Here is a 23244-nt window from a genome sequence, read left to right as displayed (position 1 = left end):
TGGGCAGCGTGTTTCCTTGGTGAATGTTCTACATGGGTACTGAATCTACCTGCGGAATGACGACGGAATAGTGTATGCCGCAGGGGCGGAGTCTCCTATCGGTTATAAAAATTTTTTCGAGAAGTTGAATGGTCTGCTACGATCTTTGATTGGGTGCCGTTTTTATTTCCCATGTGGTTCTAACGCGTTCATGTTGGCGGCATGTCTCAAGCAAAACGCCCCAATATTTTGTTTCTAATGAGCGATGAGCACCGTGCCGATGTTGCGGGCTTTGCGGGTAACGATGTTGTGAGGACACCGATACTGGATCATTTGGCGGAGACTGGAGTGGTCTTTAATAACGCCTACACGCCATCGCCGATTTGTATCCCGGGGCGTCAGTGTATGATGAGTGGTCAACTGCCGCACACGTGTCATTGCTATAATTTTGGCGAAGACCTCACGCCGAACTACATGACATTTTCCCGGCGCTTCAGCCAATATGCATACCACACTGTTTGTTCGGGAAAGCTGCACCATAGCGGGCCGGATCAAATGCAGGGGTGGACGCGTCGTATTGCCCCCGACACGCACTTAGGTCTCCAATATATTGACGGTGCCATCCCGGAAGAGTTTGCGCGATACCAACCAGCGCCGGGCGTGGGCAAATGGTCGAACCAGCGTGAGTTGGAGGAGGCGCGGCCTGCCTTTGGGGTATGCCAGAGGTTGGACCGCGATACCGTCAACGCTGCCTTCGATTACCTGAGCGAGCACTTCCACGATCCGCTCTATTGCCGGTCGAAAAACCACCGGCCGCTGTTATTTAAGCTTAGCCTGGTGCAACCGCATTATCCGTATTTTACTGATGAAGATCGCTTCCGGTATTATTATGAGCGTGCTCCAATTTTTGATGAAAAGCCATGCGACCACCCGGTGCTCTCGCTTAGCCAACTGAACAAGCCGGTCAACGTCTCCACCGACACGATTCGCCGCGCAACGGCAGCTTATTACGGCATGGTCGACCAAGTGGACAACTACTACGGGCAGGTTTTGAATCACCTGGAGCTGCTGGGAGAGGATTTGGATGACTGGATCATCGTCTACACTAGCGATCATGGCGAGATGCTCGGCGAGCACGGTATTTGGGAAAAGGCGCGCTTCTATGAAGCTAGTGCCCGTGTGCCCTTGATTATCCGTTGGCCCAAAGGCTTTGAGGGCGGTCGCGTGGTGAATGAAAACGTCAACCTCTGCGATTTGTTTGCCACACTCTGTGATCTCTCTGGTCTTGAGATTCCGTCTGGTCTGGACAGCCGCAGCCTCGCTCCGCTTCTACGTGGAGAAAGCGTGGACTGGTGCAATGAATCGGTTTCGCAGATCGGTCCGTCGCATGTCATGATCAAGCAGGATGCGCTCAAATATCAATACTACGGCGAGGATGTTCCGGAGGTGCTATTCGATCTCGAAGCCGACCCAGGTGAGCTCAAAAATTTCGCCAACGATCCGGCCTATGCTTCGGCGATGGCACGCTTTCGTCAACGGTTGGGCGAGCTAGGCAATGGCCTCAATGCTGACCCCAATTATGTCAATGCAGGCTATGCGTAAATGCCGTTGCCCGCATTAATGAACTGCCACTCAATACGAGTTATGCCCACCCCCATTCATCACGTAAAAACCGACAAGCCTTACATCGCGCTGACCTTCGATGACGGGCCAATCCCGGAAACCAGCCCACAGTGGATCGAGCTCTTCGCGAAGCACGATTGCAAGGCGACGTTCTTTGATCTTGGTAACAAGGTGATCGCCGAACCAAACTTAGCCCAAGACGTTTTTGCGGCCGGGCATGAGATTGGCAACCACTCCATGACGCACCCGCATCTACCGGAGCTGAGCTTGAGCGAAGTGCGCGAGCAACTCGTAGATTGCCAGAAGCTTTTTGAGGATACTTTTGGCATCGCGCCCAAGGTATTTCGTGCGCCGTTTGGTGAACACAGCGATCACGTTTGGACCGTGCTTGGCGAGCTGGGATTGCCCGCCATTATGGGAAAGAGCTACAGCGATTGGGCACCCGACGCGACTGTGGAAGCTATTACCGAAAACTACACGAAGGACACCGTCGCGGGTGATATCTACATCCTGCACACTTGGCAGGTGAAGACGCTCGAGGCCATGCCGGAAATGATCCGCCGCTATAAAGCCAGGGGCTTACAACTGGTTACGGTTAGCGAACTGATGGCCGCTGCAAAATAACGTGTGGCGGTAGCGCGGATTGGGCTGATCAGCTTTCGCCGTCGGCCTTAGCCACGTGGGCTTCCCACATCGCTCTAGTAAATTTGCTTGGAGAATTTACGCCGCGATTTTCGCTGCGTTCGGCTGGCCAATAGCGGGTCGTGTAGTAGTCGAAAATTGCCGGCCAGTTCCAAATTTCTTCAACGCCCATGAGCTTGGCGGCGAGGACATGGGTGGTCGTCGGGGCACCGGAAACCTGGCGGTAGGTGGCGTTCCAGTTGCTGCCGGATTTCTCCGGCTCGTTGTAGTGGCGGATGCCCCATTCAGGCATGCCAATCATCTCGACCGTGTAGGGCTCCATACGGGGGCGACCATCATTGCGAGGCTGTTTGCGCGGCCGGTCGACGTCCTCCTGGGTTACATAAAAGGTCTGCTGGTCTTCCTGGAAAATCGTGAAAACCTCGCCGTCTGCATACTGGAGAATATCCGGGTTTTGCAGCATGACGCCGGCCAGAATCAGGGGCAGTTTGCGGCCTTGGTTGTGGCCACCGTCCGCGCTCCATTTCCCGCCGAGGCGTGCGGCACCATAGATATCCACGCCGACTTGCACGAGGTCGATCAGCAGTTCGCGCTTTTCGTTGTCGGGTGCATCAATCTGTAGTGCTAGCAGACCGTGACCGAGGCGTTGGGCTATTTCGCGGCCGTAGGGTGGCTGGTTGTTTTTCGGATGCATGTAGCGACCGGTCCAGCTGAGATTCAGCTCGATGTAGGGACGCTCAAAAGTGGTCGCCAGCTTGCTGGGCATATCCGCGTATTCGGCGCTTGGATACTTGCCGAGTTTGTCGAAATCGAGGGTGCTCACGTTGCCCGGTATGCTCTTATCCGTACCTTGATATGGCGGACGGAAGCTGCCCTGGGGTGGCGCTTCATTGAGCACGGTCAGGATCGCAATGGTGTCCATCTGCGGGTTGTCGCGAGTGGTGTCCGGCACGAGGCTGATGGAAGACAGGATCGACGACGGTTCGGTGACGGCGTAGGGCAGTTGCGTGGCGATGTTCAGCGCGGGCTCATAAGTGCTGCGTTGAATACGGTCGTCAAAACCCTGAGCACCGTTAAGTCCCGGGTTGATCATGCTGCCATTTTGGTTGTTCTCGGTTTTAGGTGTAATGTCGGTGATCGTCACTGGCCCGACGACCCACCAGTCGCCATTGGCGAAATGGCCGACTTCGTAAGGTTTTTCAAAGGTCCAGGTGACGCCAAACTGGCTGACCGATTGCGCCATTTCGGCGGAAAGCGATGTGGCGGCAAGCGCGGCAATGAGGGTTAGGGGAGTGTAAAGCTTCATGATTAGTTATACGTGTAATCATGCGGGCGCTTTTGTAGTTGTCAACGGTGTATGCTGGCCTGGTTGGCATTGTGGTAATGCAGCTCTAGCAAAATTACAGTAGCATGGCTATGGAGTGCGCCAGCCCTCTGGCGCTTTCGCATTGTCCGCGACCAACAGAATGAAACGCGCACCAAGATTTTGTTGAGCTTCACTTTATTGCCTCATTGAAAATCCCAAAGCGCCAGAGGGCTGGCGCACTCCATAACTGACACAACGCAGTGCTTTACGGTGCCAAACTGTTGCGGCGTGCTTACTTTGCATCGCAAAGTAAAGCCCTGCTACCAACTGCGCTCGTCGGGGTCGAGGCTGGGCACGGCGGTGAGGAGCTTTTGCGTGTAGGGATGCTGCGGGTTTTCGAAGAGCGCCTCGGACTCGGCGAACTCTACCAGCTTGCCACCCTGCATGACGGCCACGCGATCGCAGATATGGCGGACCACTGATAAGTCGTGCGCGACGAAAAGATACGTCAACCCGAACTCGATTTGCAGGTCGGCGAGGAGGTTAATCACCTGTGCCTGCACGGATACGTCGAGCGCGGAGACGGCCTCGTCTGCCACCACTAGCGACGGCTGCATGATCAATGCCCGGGCAATGCCGATGCGTTGACGCTGGCCGCCGGAAAAGGCGTGCGGGTAACGCTGGCGATGCTCGGGCTTGAGGCCGACTTTCTTAAGCATTTCTACGACCATGTCTTCCAAGGTGGAGCCACTTGCAAGCTTGTGGATGACGAGCGGCTCGGCCACGATGTCGCCCACTGTCATGCGTGGGTTCAGTGAGGAGAACGGGTCCTGAAAAATCATCTGCATCTCTTTGCGGAGTGGCTTGAGCTCCTTGCGCTCAAGCTTGGTCAGGTCGATATCTCGGTTTTGCAGATCGCTGCGGAAAATGGCTTCGCCGGAGGTGGCAGAGAGGGCGCGGAGAATGGTGCGCGCGCAGGTGGTTTTGCCCGAACCGGATTCGCCGACGAGGCCCAGCGTTTCGCCGCGCAGAAGATCGAAGGAGACATTGTCCACCGCTTTGAGCACGCCCTTTTGTTTGCGGATCAGTCCCTTAGTGTAGATGGGGAAATGCTTGCAGAGATTGCGCACCTGCAGGAGGACTTTCTCCTCCTTGATGGACTGGGTAACGTCGACTCCGCCTTCGACTTGGAGCGTCGGTTTGCCGTTACCGTGGATTTCATCCAGACGCACACAGGCGGCCTGGCGATCTTCTTTCCACTGAAGCAGATCAGGAGGGCCGCCGACGTCGCACTTCCCGGGCACGGCGAACGGGCAACGTGGATGGAAGGGGCAGCCTTTGGGAATTTGCGTGAGCGAGGGGACGCTGCCTTTGATCGTGGGCAGGCGGCCGCCGAGTGTTTCGTTTCGCGGAATCGAATGTAGCAGGGAAAGTGTGTAGGGGTGCGCGGGGTTCTTTAAAATGTCGCGCACCGAACCGGTTTCCACCACGCGGCCTAGATACATGACGGCGACTTCGTCCGCCATTTGTGCAACCACGCCCAAGTCGTGAGTGATGAAAACGACCGAGCAATTACGCTTCTCCTGCAGCTCGCGCATCAGCTTAAGGATTTGCGCCTGCAGGGTCACATCGAGCGCCGTGGTGGGCTCGTCGGCAATGAGAATTTCCGGGTCACAAACGAGCGCCATCGCAATCACCACACGCTGGCGCATGCCGCCGGACATCTCGTGCGGATACTGGTCGATGCGTTCCTCGGGTTGAGGAATGCCGACACTGATCAGCATGTCGATTGCCTTTTGACGCGCCTCTTCCTTGGTCACGTTTTGGTGCAGCAGGATGGCCTCGCAAATCTGGTTTCCAACGGTATGCACCGGGCTGAGCGCGGTCATCGGCTCCTGGAAAATCATGCTGATGTTGCCACCGCGAATCTGGTAAAGCGTGTCAGACTTTTCGTCGAGCGCGGCGATGTCGACGGTTTCCCCCCGGCGCTCGGAGTGAAACAGAATTTTGCCGTCCATGATTTTTCCAGGCGAGCGAATCAGGCGCAGGATCGAATACGAGGTAACGCTCTTGCCGCAGCCGGACTCGCCGACGATGGCGAGCACCTTACCGCGCTTCAGCTTGAGGCTGACGCCGTCGACGGCGGGGATTTGCCCCTCCTCGGTGAAGAAGTGCGTCTTGAGATTCTCGATGCTCAGGACGACGTCGTCCGAGGCGGTCGATGAGGAAGTGGGGGAAGTTGCGGTGGCCGTGGACATGGTTTAGCGGGCGTAGGGGTCGGCCGCGTCACGCATGCCGTCGCCGAAGAAGTTAAAGCAAAGAACGGTAATGATGATGAAGATCACCGGCATCAGCAGCCAAGGGTAATTGGCGACAATGTCGATGTTCAGGCACTCCTGCAGGAGCACGCCCCAACTGACAACCGGTGGGCGCAGGCCCAGTCCGAGGAACGACAGCGCGGTTTCGCCAAGGATCATCCCCGGCACGCTGAGCGACAGGCTGACGATGATGTGGCTGGTAAAGCCCGGCAGCAGGTGGCGGAACAAAATGCGACTGTGGCTGGCACCCAGGAGACTCGCAGCCACGGCGTAATCCTCCTCGCGCAGCGAAAGAATCTTACCACGGACCAAGCGCGCGAGGCCGGTCCAACCAAAGATCGACAGCACGATGGTGATCGCGAAATAAACCTTAATTGGTGGCCAGTCGCCGGGCATCACGGCGGCGAGCGCGAGCCAAAGTGGTAGCTGCGGAAAGGCGTTAATGATCTCCATGGAGCGCTGGATGATCATATCCACCGTGCCGCCCATGTATCCGGAGATACCACCGATCACGGCACCCAGTAGGAAGGTGGTAATGATCGACACGATGCCGATGGAAAGACTGATCCGAGAGCCATAGACGAGGCGGGAATACAAATCGCGCCCGAACTTATCCGCGCCCAGAAAATAGAATGGCGCGTCCTGATCACTCTGGGCCCCGAAGAGGCGGCGCTCGATCGGGATGAAGCCCATGAGCTTCGTCTCCTCGCCTTTCACGAAGAAACCGAGCTTGGTAATTTCTCCCGTATGCACGTAGTAATTCTTGAGCGAAACGGGGTCCTTCGCGCGCTCAAGTTTGTCCGTGTAAATGCCGTGCTCAAAGCTGAACTTGGGCATCTGCGGAGGGCAGTAAATGTAGTCCACGTTGCCGTAGTCTTTGTTATACGGAGCGACGAACTCGGCGATGACCGCGATGGAGTAGAGCACCATCAGTAGGAACATCGAGATGACGGCTGGCTTGTGTTTGAGAAAGCGCAGGCGGATGAGTTGCCATTGCGACAGGTTGTCGATGACCTGGGCTGGCTTTTCGTCGGGATCGTCAGCCGTGGGCTTCGGGTGGTCGCGGGGCGGAGTGGGGGTCATGCCGGATTTTTTAATTTCTTCGCTCATTTTGAACCTCCGTCCATGCGGATTCGCGGATCAACCAGCAGTAGCAGGATGTCGCTGACGAGGGTGCCGGCGATGCCCAACAGGCTGAACACCATCAGGAGGGAGCCGGCGAGGTAGAAGTCTTCCGTGAGCAGGCCGTCGAGGAGCAATGGGCCGATCATCGGCAGCGCCAGGATGATGGCTGTGATCGAGCCGCCGGAAAGCATGCTCGGGAACAGGCCGCCGATGCCGGAGATGAACGGGTTGATCGCCAGGCGCACGGGATACTTGATGAGCAGTTTGAACGGCTTGACGCCTTTGGCCATCGCCGTTGTCACGTAGGGCTTGCGCAACTCGTCCAGGAGGTTGGCGCGCATCACGCGGATCATGCCCGCAGTGCCCGCTGTGCCGATCACGATGATGGGCACGATCAGGTGCAGTAGGAGGTCGACGAACTTGCCCCAGGACCAGCTGGGGTCGGTCGCGTATTCGGGGGAGAACAGGCCGGTTACATTAACGCCAAAGTATTTGTTGGCCCAATACATCATCAAGATAGCGAGCAGGAAGTTGGGCACGCACATGCCGATGAAGCCGATGAAGGTTAGCGCATAATCACCGATGGAGTATTGGCGCACGGCCGTATAAATGCCGATTGGTAGCGCGACCGCCCAGGTGAAGAGCACCGTGAGGAGGGAGATCGCCATGGTGAGCAATGCGCGCTCCTCCACCGTGTCGTTGACCGATCGTAGCGTTTGCATCGAGATGCCGAGCTCCCCCTGGAGGAGGCCTTTGTCTCCGGCATCATAAGTAACAAACCACTGCAGGCCGGACCATTTTAAATACTGTTTCCAAACTGGGTCCTCGAGGTTGAAGAGTACTGTCAATTGCTCGACTTGCTCGATGGCCTCCTCGTCACCGTCCATTTGTAGCTGGATAATTTTCGTCTCCACGAAATTGCCCGGCGGCATTTGGATGACAATGAACACGATGATCGACACAATGAACAACGTGGGGACCATGATCAGGAGGCGGCGCGCGACGTAGGGGTGCTTGGTCGCCATCATGATGAGGAAGCCGATCAGGCAAATCGTCCAGAGCCACGGAACCATTTTGGAGAGCTTCTCCGTAAATGAGGTTTCGAGAACGCGGCCTTCGCTGCCGAGGGTAAACTTACTGGGCAGCGGGCCGGCCATGACGTTGGCGATCTGTGCGGTGATGGCCGGATTTTCCTCGAGGTTTTCGAAATAGTAGGTATCGATTGCGGTGTTGGCCGGGCTGTTATATGGCGCACCGTAGACGGCCTTGTCGGGAACGTTTTTCAGATCTTTGTCTTTGACGATCAGGAACGGCGGAGGTGTGGCGATACTGATGGTCCAGACTTCCTCTGCGGCCAGGTCGGCAATTTGGGAAAACAGCTTTATGCGTTCCTCTTCGTTGGAGGCATCGAGCATTTGGTTCCAGTAATCCATGGCCTTGCGGATCGCACTACCGACTGGGGGCTCTTGGGCAAAGCCGCTCTGCATCGGGGTGCCTTCCGTGCCGCCATTGTCAAACCACTGGCCGTAGGCGGGTGCGTGGAGGGACCAGGCGTTGGTGGGCACGAAGTTGCGGATTTCTAACAGAGGGATGAATTCGCTTTCGCCGGCCCAGATGACGAAGTCCTGCTTGAGTGCCAGGCGCTCTTGGCCCCAGAGTCCGCGGTTGCGTTCGCGGTGAATCGCGCGGATGCCGACGTCTCGCCAATCATCGATTACGAATTGCGCCGGGCCTTCGCCGGTGTAGCTGGTAAAGTCTATGTAGAAGGTGATCGGCGTGCCGTCCTCGGCCACGCGCATGCCATCGGGGCCTCGCTTGCTCAAGCCCACTTCGTCGAGGAGTTGGTTGGCGCGCTCGGGGTCGAATTCGGTGAAAGATTTGAGCAGGTTTTCGTTGAAGTAGGGAGAGCTGCGACCGGGATCGAGCTGCGCAGGCTCGCCGATGCCGTGGTAAACGGAGTCAATGATCGTCTGCCGGTCAATGGCGAGGGAGAGGGCTTGGCGGAAGCGTTTATCGGTGAGGTATTGGACCTTCCATTGGGAAGCAGGGTCGTTGTCAAACGCGCGGCGATTCAGGTTGGGGAAAATGGTCCATGCTGAGCGTGAGGGGTTAAACCAGTGGAGCAGCTCGTAGCCGCCCGGGTCGGTGCCTTCCATGAGGAGCGTGTAGTTGTCGAAGGACAGATTGCGCCCCTGCATGCTGGCAGACCCGGCGGACGCGGCGACCGGAATGAGCTGCGGGTGCTTCACCTCGAACATCACCTGATCAATGTAGGGGAGCTGGTTGCCCGCCTCATCGACGGCAAAGTAGTAGGGGTTGCGGACAAAGTAGATCGGAGGCGTGCCTTGCTCGGAGCGGGCGATCCAGGGATTGAGCGTAGGGCGTTCGGGGTTGGTGATGGTGTTGCTAACCGCGTTCCAGACTGCCTTTTTGGTCGAGAGGCCCATCTGCACACGCAGTTCTTCGATCTTTTCCTCGTCGCCGATTTTTTCGTGATACTGGAGCAGGTAGTGCTTGGGCATCATGAATTTGTAAAAGACGTTGCTGGCCAGCATTTCGAGGAAGGCACCATAGGGCTTGGCGAATTTGAACTTGAAGGTGTAGTCGTCGATGATCTCCACTTCGGCCGCGACGCCACCCGGGGCGAGCCAACTGGCGACTTGTCCATCGTCCAGCCCGAGTTCGACATCCTCCCAATAGAAGCGAACATCCTCAGTGGTGAGCGGGTGTCCGTCGGACCAGTGCACGCCCTTGCGCAGCGTGAAGGTCCACTCGGTTGCATCCTCATTGCGGGACCAGCTCTTGGCAATGTGTGGGACGATCGGATAGCCCATTGGTGACCAACGGACGAGGTTGGAGCCCGACAATCGCCAGCTCATGATGCCCCAGTCGTTATTCGTGCCCAGGCGCATCCAGGTGCCACCATATTCGCCAATGCCGTCGGATCCCTTTAAAACAACAGGTTCCGGGCCCACGCGCTCGGCTACTGGGGGGAGGTCGCCATTGGCAACGGCCTGGTCGATGACTTTGGATTGCCCCTTGGGCCACCAGGCAGCGGTCTCGCCCTCGGAGTAGTCCACGGCGACGTAATTTTGCGGCGGGTTATCTGGGTCGACCTCCCAGGACTCCGAGCGAAGAGCCTGCATTTTCTCGGCTATTTCGGGTGGTACTGGTAGCTTTTCGGACTGTATCTCAGGCGAGAGTGCCCAGTTTAACAGCAGAAGCAGGACATAGAAACCGACCGCGACGGCGGCAAAGAGGCCAAAAAATTTGCCAATACCTTTGAGCTTGGATCCGGAAGGGGGGAGGGACATGTGGGGGGCGAATTACCGATCTGTGTCGAGACTCGGGGTTGGGAAATTGGAAGGAGATTTGGATAGCAGCAGTAGTTTGGGCCAACTGCTAAACCATGGTTGAAAAAGCGATAATACGGGTTGCGTCGCTTTTGCTGTCAACGAATTACGGTAAAAAATTTAACTTGTTAGGCTCTGTCTCGTTCTTGTTAGGCTCGGTAGGTTTTCCATCCAGCGTATTTTTGGTTACACGTGTTATCTGGGTGGATAGAGGCCTCGCTTTGCCTTAGCATTAGGACGAATAGTCACCGCTGGGCGTATGGTGTCACCGCGATTGCGGTGGTATTTGGCTATTTGCGGCTGGTCGATTCGCGGATCATTAACTGCGGCTCCACGTGCTGCTCTTCGACGGGTTCGCTTTCGATTTTGTTATGCACCGCCTTCACTGCGAGCTCGGCGCAGCGCTCCATTTCGGCGGTGGCACTGGTGAGCTTTATCAGGCTGAAGTCGTGTGCAATTGGGGAGTCGTCAATGCCGGTAACCAGCGGCCAGTTTTCGCGAGAGATTCCCCGCTCGGCCAGGTAGTGGTAAACGCCAGCAGCTTGGCCGTCTGACTGCGCGGAAATGCCGTCGAACTTGATGTTGTTGTCGAACAGGTGCGCCATGGCGTCGTGGCCACTTTTTGTCTGATAGCCACGGGCGGGCACCGTTAGATGGTCCTTGGGCGTGATGCCGAACTCCTCGTGGGCGCGGATATAGCCGCGATAGCGCAGCGGCATGCTGAAAAAATGCGCCACTTCCTTGCAGCCGCATTCCAATAAATGTTTGGTTGTTAGGTAGGACTGCTGTTCGGCGTCGACCTGAAAATTCGTCAGCCCGAACTTCTCCATGTTGCCGTGGCATGAGAGGACGACGGGCAGGCCGCGTTTTTCAATTTCAATGACGTTTTCGGCGAGCTCTTCGTGGGCGAGACCGGCGAGGATCAGCCCATCGACCTTGCTCATGAGCTCTTCGTTGCACGCGGCGAGAAACTCCTCTTTTTTCTCAAAAAACTGCATCCACAAATTGTAGCCATTGGCGGACAATGCGCGACCGGCTGACTGGATGAATTTCAGTGACATCTCGCTGCCGGGGATGCCGACTCCGTGCAGGAACACGCCGACGGCACCTTTTCGACCGCGCTTGAGCGCCACTGCCAGGGGATTGGGGGTATAGTTAAGCTCTTTGGCGCGATCCAGAATTCTCTGGCGGGTCTTCTCGCTGACGCGGGTCGTCCCCATCCGGTTGCTTAATACTCGTGACACCAGCGCATGTGAGACGCCAACATCCTTTGCGATTTCTTTCAGGGAGGCCATTTAACTAACCGATAAAGAGCAGGCTTAGCCCCAAAAAGTCAAAGCAAATGATTAAACCCATTAATCATCAAGCGGTTCACTCGGCTAAAACCAGCTGCCGGACGAGGCTGGGGCTTGGCCGCGCTCGAAGACGGCGGTGACGCCCTGTTGTGTCGCAACGATCGTGATCTTGTCGTCCGAGTGGAATGTCACCGTGCAGGGAATGGCGCTTTGTGAGACGGGGTGCAGCGTTAGCATCTGGCGGCGGGCGTGATATTCACCCTCATAAACGGAAGGTCCACCGATGTTCATGTTGATCGTGGCGTGAAACTTTTTGCTGCCGTGAAACTCCACCACGACATCGCTCACTGCCAGCCCGACGGCGTCGCCGCTCAGTGATGTGCTGTGCCAGTGGCCGACTAGTCGTGTTTCGGTTAACAGCTTTGGCGGATGCTTACGGTGTCCCGGCGGCACGGCCCCAAGGCTGAGGCTTAGCAGAAACAGCGAAAGTATGACCAAGCGTTGCATGCCACGGGTATGGCATATAACGCCCTGGGGGTAAATGCCTATTTGGCTCCGCGCTCGACGACCGTGTTGACCAGCGTCTCGACGCACTCGACATGAGCGCTGGGCAGAATGCCATGGCCGAGGTTTACGATGTGGCCCGGAGCGTTGTTCATCGCATTGAGCAGGTCTTCGGCGGCGCGGCGGACGATTTCTGGCGAGGTGCTGAGCAGTGTGGGGTCGAGGTTGCCCTGGAGGGCAATGTTCGCCGGAGCGCGCTCACGCATCTCGGGCAGGTTGACGGTCCAGTCCATGCCGAGCACTTTGGCACCACTGGCGGACAAGGTGTCTACATGATGCGCCATGCCCTTGGCAAAGAGAATGATCGGCGCGTCGGCGGGCAGCTCATCGATGATCTGTCGGATCCAGCGCAGCGACATCTCGTGGTAGTCCACACCGGCGCACGCGCTGGCCCAGCTGTCAAAGAGCTGCACGCAATCGGCCCCGGCGGCGAGCTGCATCTTGAGGAGCTCCGCGCAGGCAGAGGCCAGCTTGGTCATTAGCTGATCGAACGTTTTGCGGTCCTGATAAAATAGCGCCTTGATGCGGGTAAAGTCCTTCGAACTGCCGCCCTCGACCATGTAGCAGGCGAGGGTCCAGGGGGAGCCCGCAAAGCCCAGCACGGCCTTTTCCTCTCCGACTTCGCTGCGCACCATTTTCAATGCGTCGGCAATGTAGGTCAGCTTTTCACTGACGGCGGAGGCGTCGTCGAGCTTGGCAATGTCGGCCGCGCTTTCGAGGGCGAAATCCATGCCGATGCCCCCCTGATCGCGGAAATGGTATGGCTGGCCCAGCGCCTCGGGCACGATGAGGATGTCGGAAAACACAATCGCCGCATCGAGCGCAAACCGCTTGAGCGGCTGCAGCGTCACCTCGGTGGCCAGCTCCGGCGTCTTGACCATCGTCACGAAGTCATACTGCTCCTTGAGCTTGCGGTATTCGGGCAGATAGCGTCCCGCTTGGCGCATGATCCAGATTGGTGGCCGGTCAACGGGCTGGCAGTTTGCGGCGGCGAGAAATCGTTCTTTGGAAGTCATTGGAGTGCGGAATGCGGATTTTTTTAGCCGCGGATGAAACGCGGATATCAGCGTGGCGGTTCGTAATTTTAGTAGATCAGTGTTTCGTAAAAGATTGGGCAGGAAAGAACGGCAACTTCACGGCGAAGTCAAAACATCCGTGTTTCATCCGCGTCCATCCGTGGCTAAAAACTGCGCCTCGCTGGCCACGACTTAATCGATCTCAATCTCCAGCGGTTCGCCGTCGGCACCGACCCAGTCACGTGGCTTGATAAAGTCCGCTAGGGCAGCTTCACGGCTGCCAGCCTCGGGTTGGTAATCGTAATCCCAGCGGACCAGCGGTGGCAGGGACATCAATATCGATTCCGTGCGCCCGCCGCTTTGCAGGCCAAAGAGGGTGCCGCGGTCGTAGAGCAGGTTGAACTCCACGTAGCGGCCGCGGCGGTAAAGCTGCCACTGACGTTCTTTGAGGCCGAAGTTGGTGTCCTTGCGACGCTCGACAATCGGCGCATAGGCATCCGGGTAGGCTTGGGCGACGCTCTTCATGAAGCCAAAGGCATGCTCGAAATTGTGCTCGTTATAGTCGTCGAAAAACAACCCGCCTACGCCGCGCGCTTCGTTGCGATGCTTGAGGTGAAAATACTCGTCGCACCATTTCTTGAAGCGCGGGTAGAGATCGACACCGAAGGGCTGGCAGGCTTGGCGCGCTGTCTGATGCCAGTCCTGCGCGTCCTCGACGAAGCCGTAATACGGGGTCAGGTCAAAGCCGCCGCCAAACCACCATACAGCCGGCTCGCCTTCCTTTTCGGCAATGAAAAAGCGGACATTGGCGTGGCTCGTCGGTGCGTAGGGGTTGCGCGGGTGGATCACCACGCTGACGCCCATTGCGCGAAAGCTGCGCCCGGCGAGCTGCGGTCGATGCGCCGTCGCGCTCGGCGGCAGGGATTTCCCCCGGACATCGGAGAAGTTGACGCCTGCCTTTTCAAAAATGTCGCCATCGGCCAGCACGCGTGATTCGCCACCGCCGCCTTCCGCGCGCTCCCACTGGTCGGCTTTAAACGGCTGGTGCGGCGCAAAGGCCTCCAGCCGCGCACAAAGGGAGTTCTGATAATCGCGGAGAAATTCGCACACGGCGTTTGGGTCGGGCTTCATGTGGTTAGGAAAAAGGAAAAAGATTAAAGGAAAAAGGAAAAACGAGTGGCGATCTTGCCTGGCCTGATCGAACCCATGACCGGGAATTTTGCTTTGTTGGCAAGCATTGGCTCCAGCCGCAGAGTGGTTTGTCTCGGTAAGGTTAAAAAACTGTATCGTAGCGGTGGATCGGAGGATGGGGTTTGCGCTTGCCGGGTGGCGTTGGTCTAAATTGGGTGGAGCATGCACCTTTACTTCATGGGAATTTGCGGGACGGCGATGGGTAACGTCGCTTTGATGATGCGCGAGCTGGGGCACCAAGTCAGCGGCAGCGATACGGGTATCTATCCCCCAATGAGCGATCTGCTGCGCGATGCGGGCGTGGAAATACTCGATGGCTGGGATGCCGAGCGCCTGGCTGGGCTCAAGCCGGACCGCGTCGTGGTGGGCAACGCCATTAGTCGCGGTAATCCCGAGATCGAATGGCTGCTTGCCTCGCGGGCCTTGCCGATTGTTTCCCTGCCTGCGCTGCTGTCGGAGACCACGCTGTCCACGCGCCAGCCCATTGTGATTACCGGCACCCATGGCAAGACGACCACCTCCGCCCTGACGGCCTTTTTGCTGCGTGAGCACCGTGCTGAGCCGGGTTGGTTGATCGGTGGTGTGCCGCGTGACTTGCCCGGTGGTGCCGAGGCTGGCGCGGCGGGGCGTCCGTTTGTGATCGAGGGCGACGAATACGACTCGGCTTTTTTCGACAAGCGCAGCAAGTTCGTGCATTACCAGCCGCGCATTCTGGCTATTAATAACCTGGAGTTCGACCACGGCGACATCTTCCGCGACTTGGCGGACATCCAGCGTAGCTTTAGCCACGTGATCCGCCTCGTGCCGCGCAACGGCTTCATCCTCTACAATGGCGACGAGGAAACACTGCGTCCGCTGCTACCGGTGGACTGGTGCCCATGCTACTCGGTCGGCGTTGGCAAGGAGTGCGATCTGCGCATCGAGAATTTTAAGGAAGACGCCAAAGGGGCCTCCTTCACCTTGCGGTGGCGAGGGACCTTATGGGACAAGGTTCAGTGGCCGATGCACGGCCTTTACAACGCGCGCAATGCTGCGATCGCCTTGTTGGCGGCCGGTCTGGCGATCAAGCCGGAGGACCCATTCTGCCCGTTGGATGTCGGCAAACTCGCTAGCTATCAAGGGGTTAAACGCCGCCAGGAATGCCTGCGCAGTGACGAGCAACTCGTCGTGCTGGAAGACTTCGGGCACCATCCGACAGCGGTCGCGCAAGTGCTGGAGTCGCTGCGTCGCCGTTACCCGGAGCACCGGATCACGGCCTGCTTCGAGCCGCGCAGCAACACCGGTGCCACGAACATCTTTCAAGACCGCTTCACCGATGCGCTCGCGCTGGCGGACGCCGTTTATTTAGGGCCCGTGTTTCGCGGTGAGCGCTACGCCGAGGACCGCCGACTAAACACCGCCGCCATGGCCGAAGAGCTCAATTCCCGCAACGTCTGTAGCGGCGCGTTTGCGGATTTCGACTCCCTGCTCGCCGAGCTGTTTGAGGCCACGCGCACGAAAACCGACCATCCGCGCTGCGTGGTCTTTTTCTCCAATGGCGGTTTTGGCGGCATCCATCGTCGCTACGCCGATGAGGCAGTGACGGCGTCAGTTATTTCAGATTTTAAGGATTAGGGCTTGAATTGTTACAATTGTAACGGGACGGTATCGATTGTTACGAAACTCCTCATGAAGCTAAAGACTGTATTTCTCGCGCTATCACTGGCCAGTGCCTTGCCAGTGCTCGCTCAAGACGAATCGCTCCCCGAACTTAGCGGGGTGGTGCCACTCTCCGAGTTGGTCAGACAAGGGGTCATTACTCAGGCCCAGGCTGATCAAATCCGCGGCTCAGCCGTGGGCATTGAACCACGCGTGACGTCGAAAAAGCATGTTCAAAAGATAACCATCTCTGGTTATGGCCAGTTTGCTTTTGCTTATGCTACGGGGCACGATGACGCCTTGCCGAACCCACCGGCCAATAGCGAGTTCTACTTGCCGAATATGATTTTTGGTGTGTCGGCGGACATCGGGTCCGGCTTCAGCACGACGATTATGGCCAACCTGGGTGCCGGCTTCTCCTCCCGCAATTACATTGAAAAGGCGTATGTGGAGAAAGAGTTTGAGGGCTACGGTAACGTCCAGGCCGGCTTCAAAAAGGCACACTTCGGCTTCGAGCAATATACGTCTTCCCGCTACCTCCCGGCTCCCAATCGCTCCATCGCCACCAGCTACTTTACCAGTAGTTTCAATCGTATCGGATCGGGGGTTTATGGAACCAGCCCTGCTGGTTTGGGGACGACCCGGCTTGGCCTGGGTGCCCGCCGTTTAGGGGTCTACTGGGCTGGAGAAATTCCTAAGATCGACGGCTTCGAATACTTTGCGGAAATCACGCAGGGGTATCAGAATTTTTCCGCGCCCTCGAATACTGGCAGCCAAAATCACATGGGCTACTCTGGCGGTATCCAATACACGCATGATTTGGACGATGGTATGCTGAAGGTCGGCGTCAACGGCACCTATATGCCTGAAGGTAACAGCTTCTCGGCCGGTGGTCTGAGCCAGTCTAATTCCATTGGCGCGGTCAATCCGTTTGCCGAAGTTAAGTATGAAGGCTTTCACTTTATTGGTGAATTCTTCGTGGCCAACGTCGAGAACGGCAAGGCCTCCTACCTCAACGGCCCAACCTCGATTACCGGTTTTAACAGTGGCGATGCGACGCCATTTGGGGGCACATTCTACGCGACCTATCTCTTTGGCGACATTGAGCCTGTATTCCGATTCTCGATGATCGATTCCAATGAGGCCGGCCTCAATCCGAGCGTAGTGACACGAGGCGTTGCCTTCGGTGGCGCATCTCCCGGCGCGGCACCCGGCACGGCCGTGCTTTCGTCCTCGGGAGTCGGTTTCTTCAATGCTGCGCAGTCCTACTACTTTGGGGTGAACTGGTACTTCCTCGGCGACGATGCCAAGATCGGTGCGGGGTATGAGTTCGTGCAGTTCGGCGGTCGCTGGATGGCCACGAGCTTTGGCGGTCCCGATGCCTCGGAAGGCATCTTCCGCGTCGCGGCGCAGGTTGTTTTCTAGGCCTTGCAGGCCCCATCGTGGTCGTTGGGTGACAATTCTCAGCGGAGGCTGGAGATTGTATCAAAAAGTATTGTAATTGCTTGATTTGCTGGTCTGTAATGGGAAGGCCAGCCAATCAATGTGATGAGTGAAAATACGCCCAAGTTACCACGCTTTGACCGCGATCACCCGCTCTGTGAGCTCGAGCCCGACATTGCGGAGAAGATCGAGCTTTACGCCAACAACAGCCAGTTTCATTCGGGTAACCGTTTGTTAAAGGACTTGCCCTCGCCGGTCTATTGGGCGGATACGCATGCGCGCCTGTCGGGGTCGTTTATCATTTCGCGATTGGGAGGCGATCGACTCAGTGACTTGATCGACATCACCACCTACCGGCGCAATCCGGAGAATTCCCGGGCCATCGCCCGCATGAATCACATCTGGACGGAGCGGATTGGCTCCTTTGCCGCCTATTGCCGGCTCAAGGCGATCGACCCGCTGCGCTTCGAAGGAGAGGACCGTGCGCGGATTTATCGTGCGCTATGTTGGCGTTGCTTGTCTTTCGAGGATGTCATGCAGGCCGAGGTGTTGACGGAGAAAGCCTACGAGGTCGATCCGCGCGATGAAACCTACTGGTACGCCAAGGCCTGCATCACCAACACCGATGAAAATTACGACCTCGCCAAGGAGTCCGCCCAACGCTCGCTGGAGGCGGATTCGCTCTACTTGCCATCGCGGTATTTGCTCGCGCGTGTCCACGAGCGCGAGGGCAACACCGAGCAGGTGGAAGCCCTGCTGCGCGAAGGCCTTACCCTGCACCATGACGGGCATTTGGCGATCCAGCTGCTTCGCATGATGCGTGAGCTGGACCGCTACGAAGATGCGTTGGAGTTGGCCCATGAGGTCGAGCGATGCATGCCGCTGCGTGATTCGAAATTTACCCAGTGGCTGCATGGCGAATATGCAGATATTTACTACGATCTTGGTCGCTACGAAGAGGCCCGGGAGCATGCGGCCCAAGGCAATGAGCATTATTACAAAAAGTTTGCCGAGCGCTTGGGCGCTATGCAGGGCGCGCCGCAAAAGAAGCGTCTGCCGGTGAGCTCGGTCCGCCAACAGCGTAGAACCTGTGGCCCGGCGACGCTGGCCAGCATTGCCCGCTATTGGGGCAAGCCCGTGGAGCAGTCGGAGATCATTGAGGAGATTTGGCACGATGGCACCTTCGACTGGAAGGAGCGCCGATGGGCAGAAGACCAAGGCTTTGTCGTGCGCGAGTTTCGCGTCACTTGGGAGTGCACGCAGCAACTCATCGATGCGGGGTATCCGTTTGCCGTGATGACGGCGGGTGCGGACTATTCGCACCTGCAGGCAATCATTGGCTACGACGCGGTCCGCGAGTGTGTGGAAGTGCGTGAGCCGGGATCCTCCACGCATGTGGATTACATCCAGGATAAATTTTTTGAGAACAACGGGTGGGTCGGGCCGCGCGGTTTGGTTTTCGCACCGGCGGAAGAGGCCGAGGCCCTGCGTGCACTGGAGCTGCCGGATGATGCGCTCTACGACTTATGTTACGCCATGAACCGCGCTCTGGAAGGCCACGACCGCGGCCGCGTAATACAGATTTTTGCGCAACTCCAAGAAACGGCACCGGACTCGTTTTTAACGCACTCCGCAAGCCGCCTGATTGCCAACTACGATGCCGATACTCCGCGCGGCTTGGACGCCGTGCGTGCTTTGCGCAAGGAGTTTCCTAAGGCGACGAGGCTCCAATTGGCGGAATTGTCCTACATGCGCACGGAGAATACTTGGGGCGAGTGTGTGGATTTTCTGCAGGAGCTGACCAAGGAGAAGGAAGTTCACCCGACGGTTCGCATGGAGCTCGGCCGACTGCTGATGGACGATGTGCGTCGCTCAGGCGAAGCTGAAAAAGTGCTGTGGAAATGCCAGAGCCAGCACGCCGGATCGTCCGCAGTGATTCAGAGCCTGGCCGATTTACTTTGGGGGCGCCGTGAGCGGGAAACGGCGTTCGAGGCATATCGTTTTGCCTTCACGCAGGACTACTTAAATGAAGGTCGGGCGCGGGCATTCTTCCAGGCGGCCCGTTTTTTCAAGCGCGGCGAAGAGTCGCTGGAGCTGCTGCGCCAGCGAGTGGAGCGGCACGGGAAATCCTCGGGAGAGCCGGCCATCACACTGGCTGATATGCTGCGCTTGATTGATCGCGACCAGGAATCGATGGAGGTCTTTGAAGAGGCGACTCAAAAGCGGCCGGAGGATTATGCGCTGCTGACGGCCTTTGCCTCGCGCTGTATTGACTGGCGGCAGCTCGACCGCGCCGGTGAGCTACTGGAACGGGCCAAGGGCAAGGTTCACGAAACGGAGTGGTTGGAGTTGTCGGCACGCTTGGCGACCTCTCGCGGCGACTACGAAACCGCACACGATCTGTATGCCGAGGCCGTCGCTCGCAACGAGCGTAACGTCGTATTGCAGCGCGCTTATACTACGGCGATGCACCGCATCCACGGCGTTTCGCACGTGGTCGAGTATTTGGAAAAGCTCTGCCAGCGTTATCCTTACAACAATGAGTTGAACGAACTTTACATCAGCTGGCTCAAAGATGTGGACGCGGTTCAAGGGGAAATGGCTTGTCGTCGCTTGCTCGAATTTCACCCGAACAACCATTGGGCGCGTCGTGAGCTGGCGATTGCGTTGGAGAACCAGGGTAAGATTTCCGAAGCCGTTGTTATCGCGGAGGCTGGTCGGGATAATGACAAGATGGCGCCGGCGTCCTATACCGTGCTGGGCGATCTGTATGAGAAGGATATCCGGTTCGCCGAGGCGGCAAAATGCTATCAGCGAGCGATTGAGCTGGATGTCGACAACCGCTTTGCCATTAGCCGGCTTTGCGCATTGGCCAACAATCACGCTGAGACGGCGGAGTTCCTGGATTTCGTTTGGAAGCAGATTCAGACGCAGACGGTATTTGGCGATAGTTTGCTGGAGTTTCGCAATCAGGCCATCGATGTCATACCGGCGGACGACTTGCTCGCGCGCTTGCAGGATGCGCTTAGTGAGCGGCATGATTTGTGGCACTGCCACGCGGTGATTTGCTACCAACTACTGGACATGAACCGCATCGACGAGGCGTGCGAGGTGGCTGAACGCTGTTGCGAACGTTTTCCGCTGGTGCCCGGTTCGTTTGCCAATCTGGCACGCATCGCCAGCTACCAGGGAGATTTGGCGAAGGAAATTGAAGGGCTCGAAAAAGCCCTGGAGCTCAACCCGCATTGGCTTGAGATTATCGAGCGACTCATTGATGCCTATGGGCTCGCGAATCGCGGCGAGGACGAGCGCGAACTCATTGAGCGCTCGCAGCGGCTGTTGCCCAATGCGCATACTTTGCATGGATACCTCGCTGCCTGGCACGCTCGCCGCAGTGATACCCAGACGGCGATTGCCGAGCTGGAAAAGGCGCTGTCGCTGGAGCCCAATTATCCCTACGGCTGGTCGCGCCTCAATGAGTGGGGCAGCCACGAGGAATGCGTCAAGCTGGCCCGGGAGATTGCGGAAGACCGCCCTGGTCAGGCCAACGTCTGGCTAATGCTGGCGCACGTACTCACCAAAGAAGATGAGCGGCCCGAGCGCGAAGCGGCCCTGCAAAAGGCCGTCGAGCTGGAGCCCTGGAATCTGGATTTTGTCGACGAGCTCGCACAGCATTATGCCGCGGTCGGAGATTACGAAAAGGCGCTGTTGGTTGCGAGTCCGGAAAGCCACCGCGAGGCAATGCCTTTTCCGATGAAGGGGCGTCAGGCGTGGATCATTTGGGAAAGTGGCAAGCACGATGAAGCCATCCGGTTGATGCAGGACATCCTCAGCGCAAACCCCAGCTATTGGTGGGGGACGGCGCGCTTGTCCGAGTGGTATTCGGCGGAAAAACGTTTCGACGAAGCATTGGAGCTGGCCGAAACGATGACTACGCGCTGGCCTCGCAATCATGTTTCCTGGGGGTTCAAAGGCAAAGTGTTTGGCGACCTCAAGCGGACTAAAGAAGCCGTGGAATCGCTGAAGCAGGCACTCACACTGGAGGCGGACTACCACTGGGCATGGGACACGATCGAAAACCTCGCCGCGCGCGATGAGATGGAAGCGCTGGCGCTGGAGATGGCGGAACGTTGCCCCGGCCAGTCGCACCCTTGGATGATGCTGGCCCGCGCGATGGACGAGCAGAACAAGATTAATGAATGCCTGAACGCCATTGACGAAGCGTTGCGCCGAGACGCCCGCCTGATCGAAGCGATTGACTACAAGGCTGTCTTGCTCACGCGGGCGGGCCGCTTCGATGAGGCACGCGAGGTGTGTATGCCGTCGGCCTTTGGTGATAATCCGCCCTTCAATTTGCTCGGGCGTCGCGCCTGGGTGCTAGCCCAGGAAGGTAAGCTACAAGAGGGGCTCAATGAGATGAAAGAAATTTGGTCGCAGCATCCCGAATATTATTGGGGTGGTGAATTGGTGCTTACCTGGTTGCGCGAACTGGAGCGTTGGAGTGATCTCTCTCGCGAGGCTGAGCGCTTTAGTCAGCAGTTCCCGGATGAAGCCATGGGTAAAGGCTATGGGGCGATTGCGGCCGATGAGAAGGGTAACTTTGGTGACGCCAAGCGATTGCTTCGCGAAGCTCTGGAAATCGATGAAGGCTATTTGTTTGCGGCAAACCGCCTCTTTTATCTGCACTACGATTCGCAGGAGACAATCAAAGCGGAGGAAGTGAGCAATCGCTACAGCGAGACCTTGGGCGAAGTCCGTACCATGTTGTTCGATGCGCTCATCGCTGTGCAGCGTGGCCGCTGGAAAGACCTGAAACCGCTGTTGCCCAAACTCGCGGTGGAGAGTGACTTGGAGCGTGAACAACTGCGCTATCTCTACGAGCGCATGAAGGCGCGTTCACGGGGCGGCATGTTGATCAAAGTCTTCTCGCGCATGGCACGTAGTGGTGAAATTTCCGAAGTGTCGCTGCGTGTGCTGGTCGAGATCAAGGTGGAGAAGCGGCAGCTCAACATTACCCAGCTTATCGAAAATGTCTCTGACGAACGGCGGGTTGGCGCATTGCAGACTTACTTTTACCAAGTCAGCAATGGCAATCTAACCACGCGGCAGCTGAATCGTATTTATAAAAAGTATGCGGAGTTGGGACGAGCGGATAACGTTGCCTGGGGCAATATTGGGCGCTGCCTGATCGAGGTGCGTCGCTACCACGAGGCCGTGCAATGGTTGAGCGATTGGCGGGAGCGCGACATCGAACTGTGGATGCTGAACAATTTACTCTTTGCCCACATCGCGCTGGGGGACTGGCAGGCGGCGGACGAAGTTGCCGCTGCGCAAGTCAATAACCGGTCCATTCAATTCGGCTCCGACCACCCCTTTGGCTACCTGGCGCTGCGCACTGCGCAAGCCGGCGATTATCAGCAGTCAGAGGCGTTGCTCCGCTGCGTAGCCAATGACAACGCCGACTACCTTCGGATTCTGACCAATTCCGGTGCCCGCCTGCTAATTGGATTGCAGGAAGACATTGACCCGGTGGTGCGAAAGAATCGCACGCGCAATCGCCTTAAGGAAATCTACAATCAGTCCAGTGACGATGGCTGGTCCCGGCCCGAAGCAGCGAACCTGATGCGTCTGGTGATGGAGGCCATCCGGGCGAACGAGCCAAAGGCAGTTTCTTTTGTCGATGGCTACTACGTGTGGATGATTCGGGTGCGCCATGTGTTGTGGAAAATTAATTACACGGGTTGATGTACA

General features: G+C 57.4%; 13 protein-coding genes. 5 read left to right on the top strand and 8 right to left on the bottom strand.

Annotated features, from left to right (window positions below; genetic code table 11):
- Positions 1 to 201: 201 nt before the first annotated feature.
- Positions 202 to 1581 carry a sulfatase-like hydrolase/transferase gene (locus O3S85_RS12475; protein WP_269540715.1) on the top strand — a complete coding sequence of 460 codons (1380 nt, stop codon included), beginning with the start codon at positions 202 to 204 and terminating at the stop codon, positions 1579 to 1581.
- 42 nt (positions 1582 to 1623) lie between these two features.
- The gene (locus O3S85_RS12470) at positions 1624 to 2226 is read left to right on the top strand and encodes a polysaccharide deacetylase family protein (protein WP_269540714.1); all 603 of its coding nucleotides are present in this window, start codon (positions 1624 to 1626) and stop codon (positions 2224 to 2226) included.
- Between the two features lie 28 nt (positions 2227 to 2254).
- Here O3S85_RS12470 and O3S85_RS12465 read toward each other — a convergent pair whose 3' ends face one another.
- From O3S85_RS12465 to hemF, 8 genes are all read right to left on the bottom strand, one after another.
- Positions 2255 to 3550: a hypothetical protein gene (locus O3S85_RS12465; RefSeq protein ID WP_269540713.1), complete on the bottom strand. Its 1296-nt coding sequence runs from the start codon at positions 3548 to 3550 to the stop codon at positions 2255 to 2257.
- Between the two features lie 320 nt (positions 3551 to 3870).
- Positions 3871 to 5808 carry an ABC transporter ATP-binding protein gene (locus O3S85_RS12460; RefSeq protein ID WP_269540712.1) on the bottom strand — a complete coding sequence of 646 codons (1938 nt, stop codon included), beginning with the start codon at positions 5806 to 5808 and terminating at the stop codon, positions 3871 to 3873.
- A gap of 3 nt (positions 5809 to 5811) precedes the next feature.
- Positions 5812 to 6978 (bottom strand): ABC transporter permease, encoded by a 1167-nt coding sequence (locus O3S85_RS12455; RefSeq protein ID WP_269540711.1) that lies wholly within the window; start codon positions 6976 to 6978, stop codon positions 5812 to 5814.
- Positions 6975 to 10307 (bottom strand): ABC transporter substrate-binding protein, encoded by a 3333-nt coding sequence (locus O3S85_RS12450; RefSeq protein WP_269540710.1) that lies wholly within the window; start codon positions 10305 to 10307, stop codon positions 6975 to 6977. Before O3S85_RS12450 ends, O3S85_RS12455 begins: the two co-directional genes overlap by 4 nt.
- Positions 10308 to 10636: 329 nt before the next feature.
- Positions 10637 to 11641: a LacI family DNA-binding transcriptional regulator gene (locus tag O3S85_RS12445; RefSeq protein ID WP_269540709.1), complete on the bottom strand. Its 1005-nt coding sequence runs from the start codon at positions 11639 to 11641 to the stop codon at positions 10637 to 10639.
- Positions 11642 to 11725: 84 nt separating this feature from the next.
- On the bottom strand, positions 11726 to 12148 hold the full coding sequence (locus O3S85_RS12440) for a hypothetical protein (protein ID WP_269540708.1): 423 nt from the start codon (positions 12146 to 12148) through the stop codon (positions 11726 to 11728).
- Between the two features lie 38 nt (positions 12149 to 12186).
- On the bottom strand, positions 12187 to 13221 hold the full coding sequence (gene hemE, locus O3S85_RS12435) for a uroporphyrinogen decarboxylase (RefSeq protein ID WP_269540707.1): 1035 nt from the start codon (positions 13219 to 13221) through the stop codon (positions 12187 to 12189).
- Between the two features lie 192 nt (positions 13222 to 13413).
- Positions 13414 to 14352: an oxygen-dependent coproporphyrinogen oxidase gene (gene hemF, locus O3S85_RS12430; RefSeq protein WP_269540706.1), complete on the bottom strand. Its 939-nt coding sequence runs from the start codon at positions 14350 to 14352 to the stop codon at positions 13414 to 13416.
- A 222-nt stretch (positions 14353 to 14574) separates the two neighbouring features.
- Here hemF and O3S85_RS12425 point away from each other — a divergent pair, with 222 nt between their 5' ends.
- The 3 genes from O3S85_RS12425 to O3S85_RS12415 all read left to right on the top strand — a co-directional run bounded on the left by O3S85_RS12425 (position 14575) and on the right by O3S85_RS12415 (position 23238).
- Positions 14575 to 16026 (top strand): UDP-N-acetylmuramate--L-alanine ligase, encoded by a 1452-nt coding sequence (locus O3S85_RS12425; protein ID WP_269540705.1) that lies wholly within the window; start codon positions 14575 to 14577, stop codon positions 16024 to 16026.
- Between the two features lie 54 nt (positions 16027 to 16080).
- On the top strand, positions 16081 to 17475 hold the full coding sequence (locus O3S85_RS12420; protein ID WP_269540704.1) for a porin: 1395 nt from the start codon (positions 16081 to 16083) through the stop codon (positions 17473 to 17475).
- Between the two features lie 123 nt (positions 17476 to 17598).
- Positions 17599 to 23238 carry a C39 family peptidase gene (locus tag O3S85_RS12415; protein ID WP_269540703.1) on the top strand — a complete coding sequence of 1880 codons (5640 nt, stop codon included), beginning with the start codon at positions 17599 to 17601 and terminating at the stop codon, positions 23236 to 23238.
- Positions 23239 to 23244 lie beyond the last annotated feature (6 nt).

Source organism: Cerasicoccus sp. TK19100, from assembly GCF_027257155.1.
In the GTDB taxonomy this organism is placed as follows: Bacteria; Verrucomicrobiota; Verrucomicrobiia; order Opitutales; family Cerasicoccaceae; genus Cerasicoccus; species Cerasicoccus fimbriatus.
This window is presented reverse-complemented; position numbering and strand designations above follow the sequence as displayed.

Coding starts and splice junctions, on each gene's coding strand:
- O3S85_RS12455 (WP_269540711.1), bottom strand. CDS start 6,978: ATGAGCGAAGAAATTAAAAAATCCGGCATGACCCCCACTCCGCCCCGC.
- O3S85_RS12425 (WP_269540705.1), top strand. CDS start 14,575: ATGCACCTTTACTTCATGGGAATTTGCGGGACGGCGATGGGTAACGTC.
- O3S85_RS12440 (WP_269540708.1), bottom strand. CDS start 12,148: ATGCAACGCTTGGTCATACTTTCGCTGTTTCTGCTAAGCCTCAGCCTT.
- O3S85_RS12470 (WP_269540714.1), top strand. CDS start 1,624: ATGCCCACCCCCATTCATCACGTAAAAACCGACAAGCCTTACATCGCG.
- O3S85_RS12475 (WP_269540715.1), top strand. CDS start 202: ATGTCTCAAGCAAAACGCCCCAATATTTTGTTTCTAATGAGCGATGAG.
- hemF (WP_269540706.1), bottom strand. CDS start 14,352: ATGAAGCCCGACCCAAACGCCGTGTGCGAATTTCTCCGCGATTATCAG.
- O3S85_RS12420 (WP_269540704.1), top strand. CDS start 16,081: ATGAAGCTAAAGACTGTATTTCTCGCGCTATCACTGGCCAGTGCCTTG.
- hemE (WP_269540707.1), bottom strand. CDS start 13,221: ATGACTTCCAAAGAACGATTTCTCGCCGCCGCAAACTGCCAGCCCGTT.
- O3S85_RS12460 (WP_269540712.1), bottom strand. CDS start 5,808: ATGTCCACGGCCACCGCAACTTCCCCCACTTCCTCATCGACCGCCTCG.
- O3S85_RS12465 (WP_269540713.1), bottom strand. CDS start 3,550: ATGAAGCTTTACACTCCCCTAACCCTCATTGCCGCGCTTGCCGCCACA.
- O3S85_RS12450 (WP_269540710.1), bottom strand. CDS start 10,307: ATGTCCCTCCCCCCTTCCGGATCCAAGCTCAAAGGTATTGGCAAATTT.
- O3S85_RS12445 (WP_269540709.1), bottom strand. CDS start 11,641: ATGGCCTCCCTGAAAGAAATCGCAAAGGATGTTGGCGTCTCACATGCG.
- O3S85_RS12415 (WP_269540703.1), top strand. CDS start 17,599: ATGAGTGAAAATACGCCCAAGTTACCACGCTTTGACCGCGATCACCCG.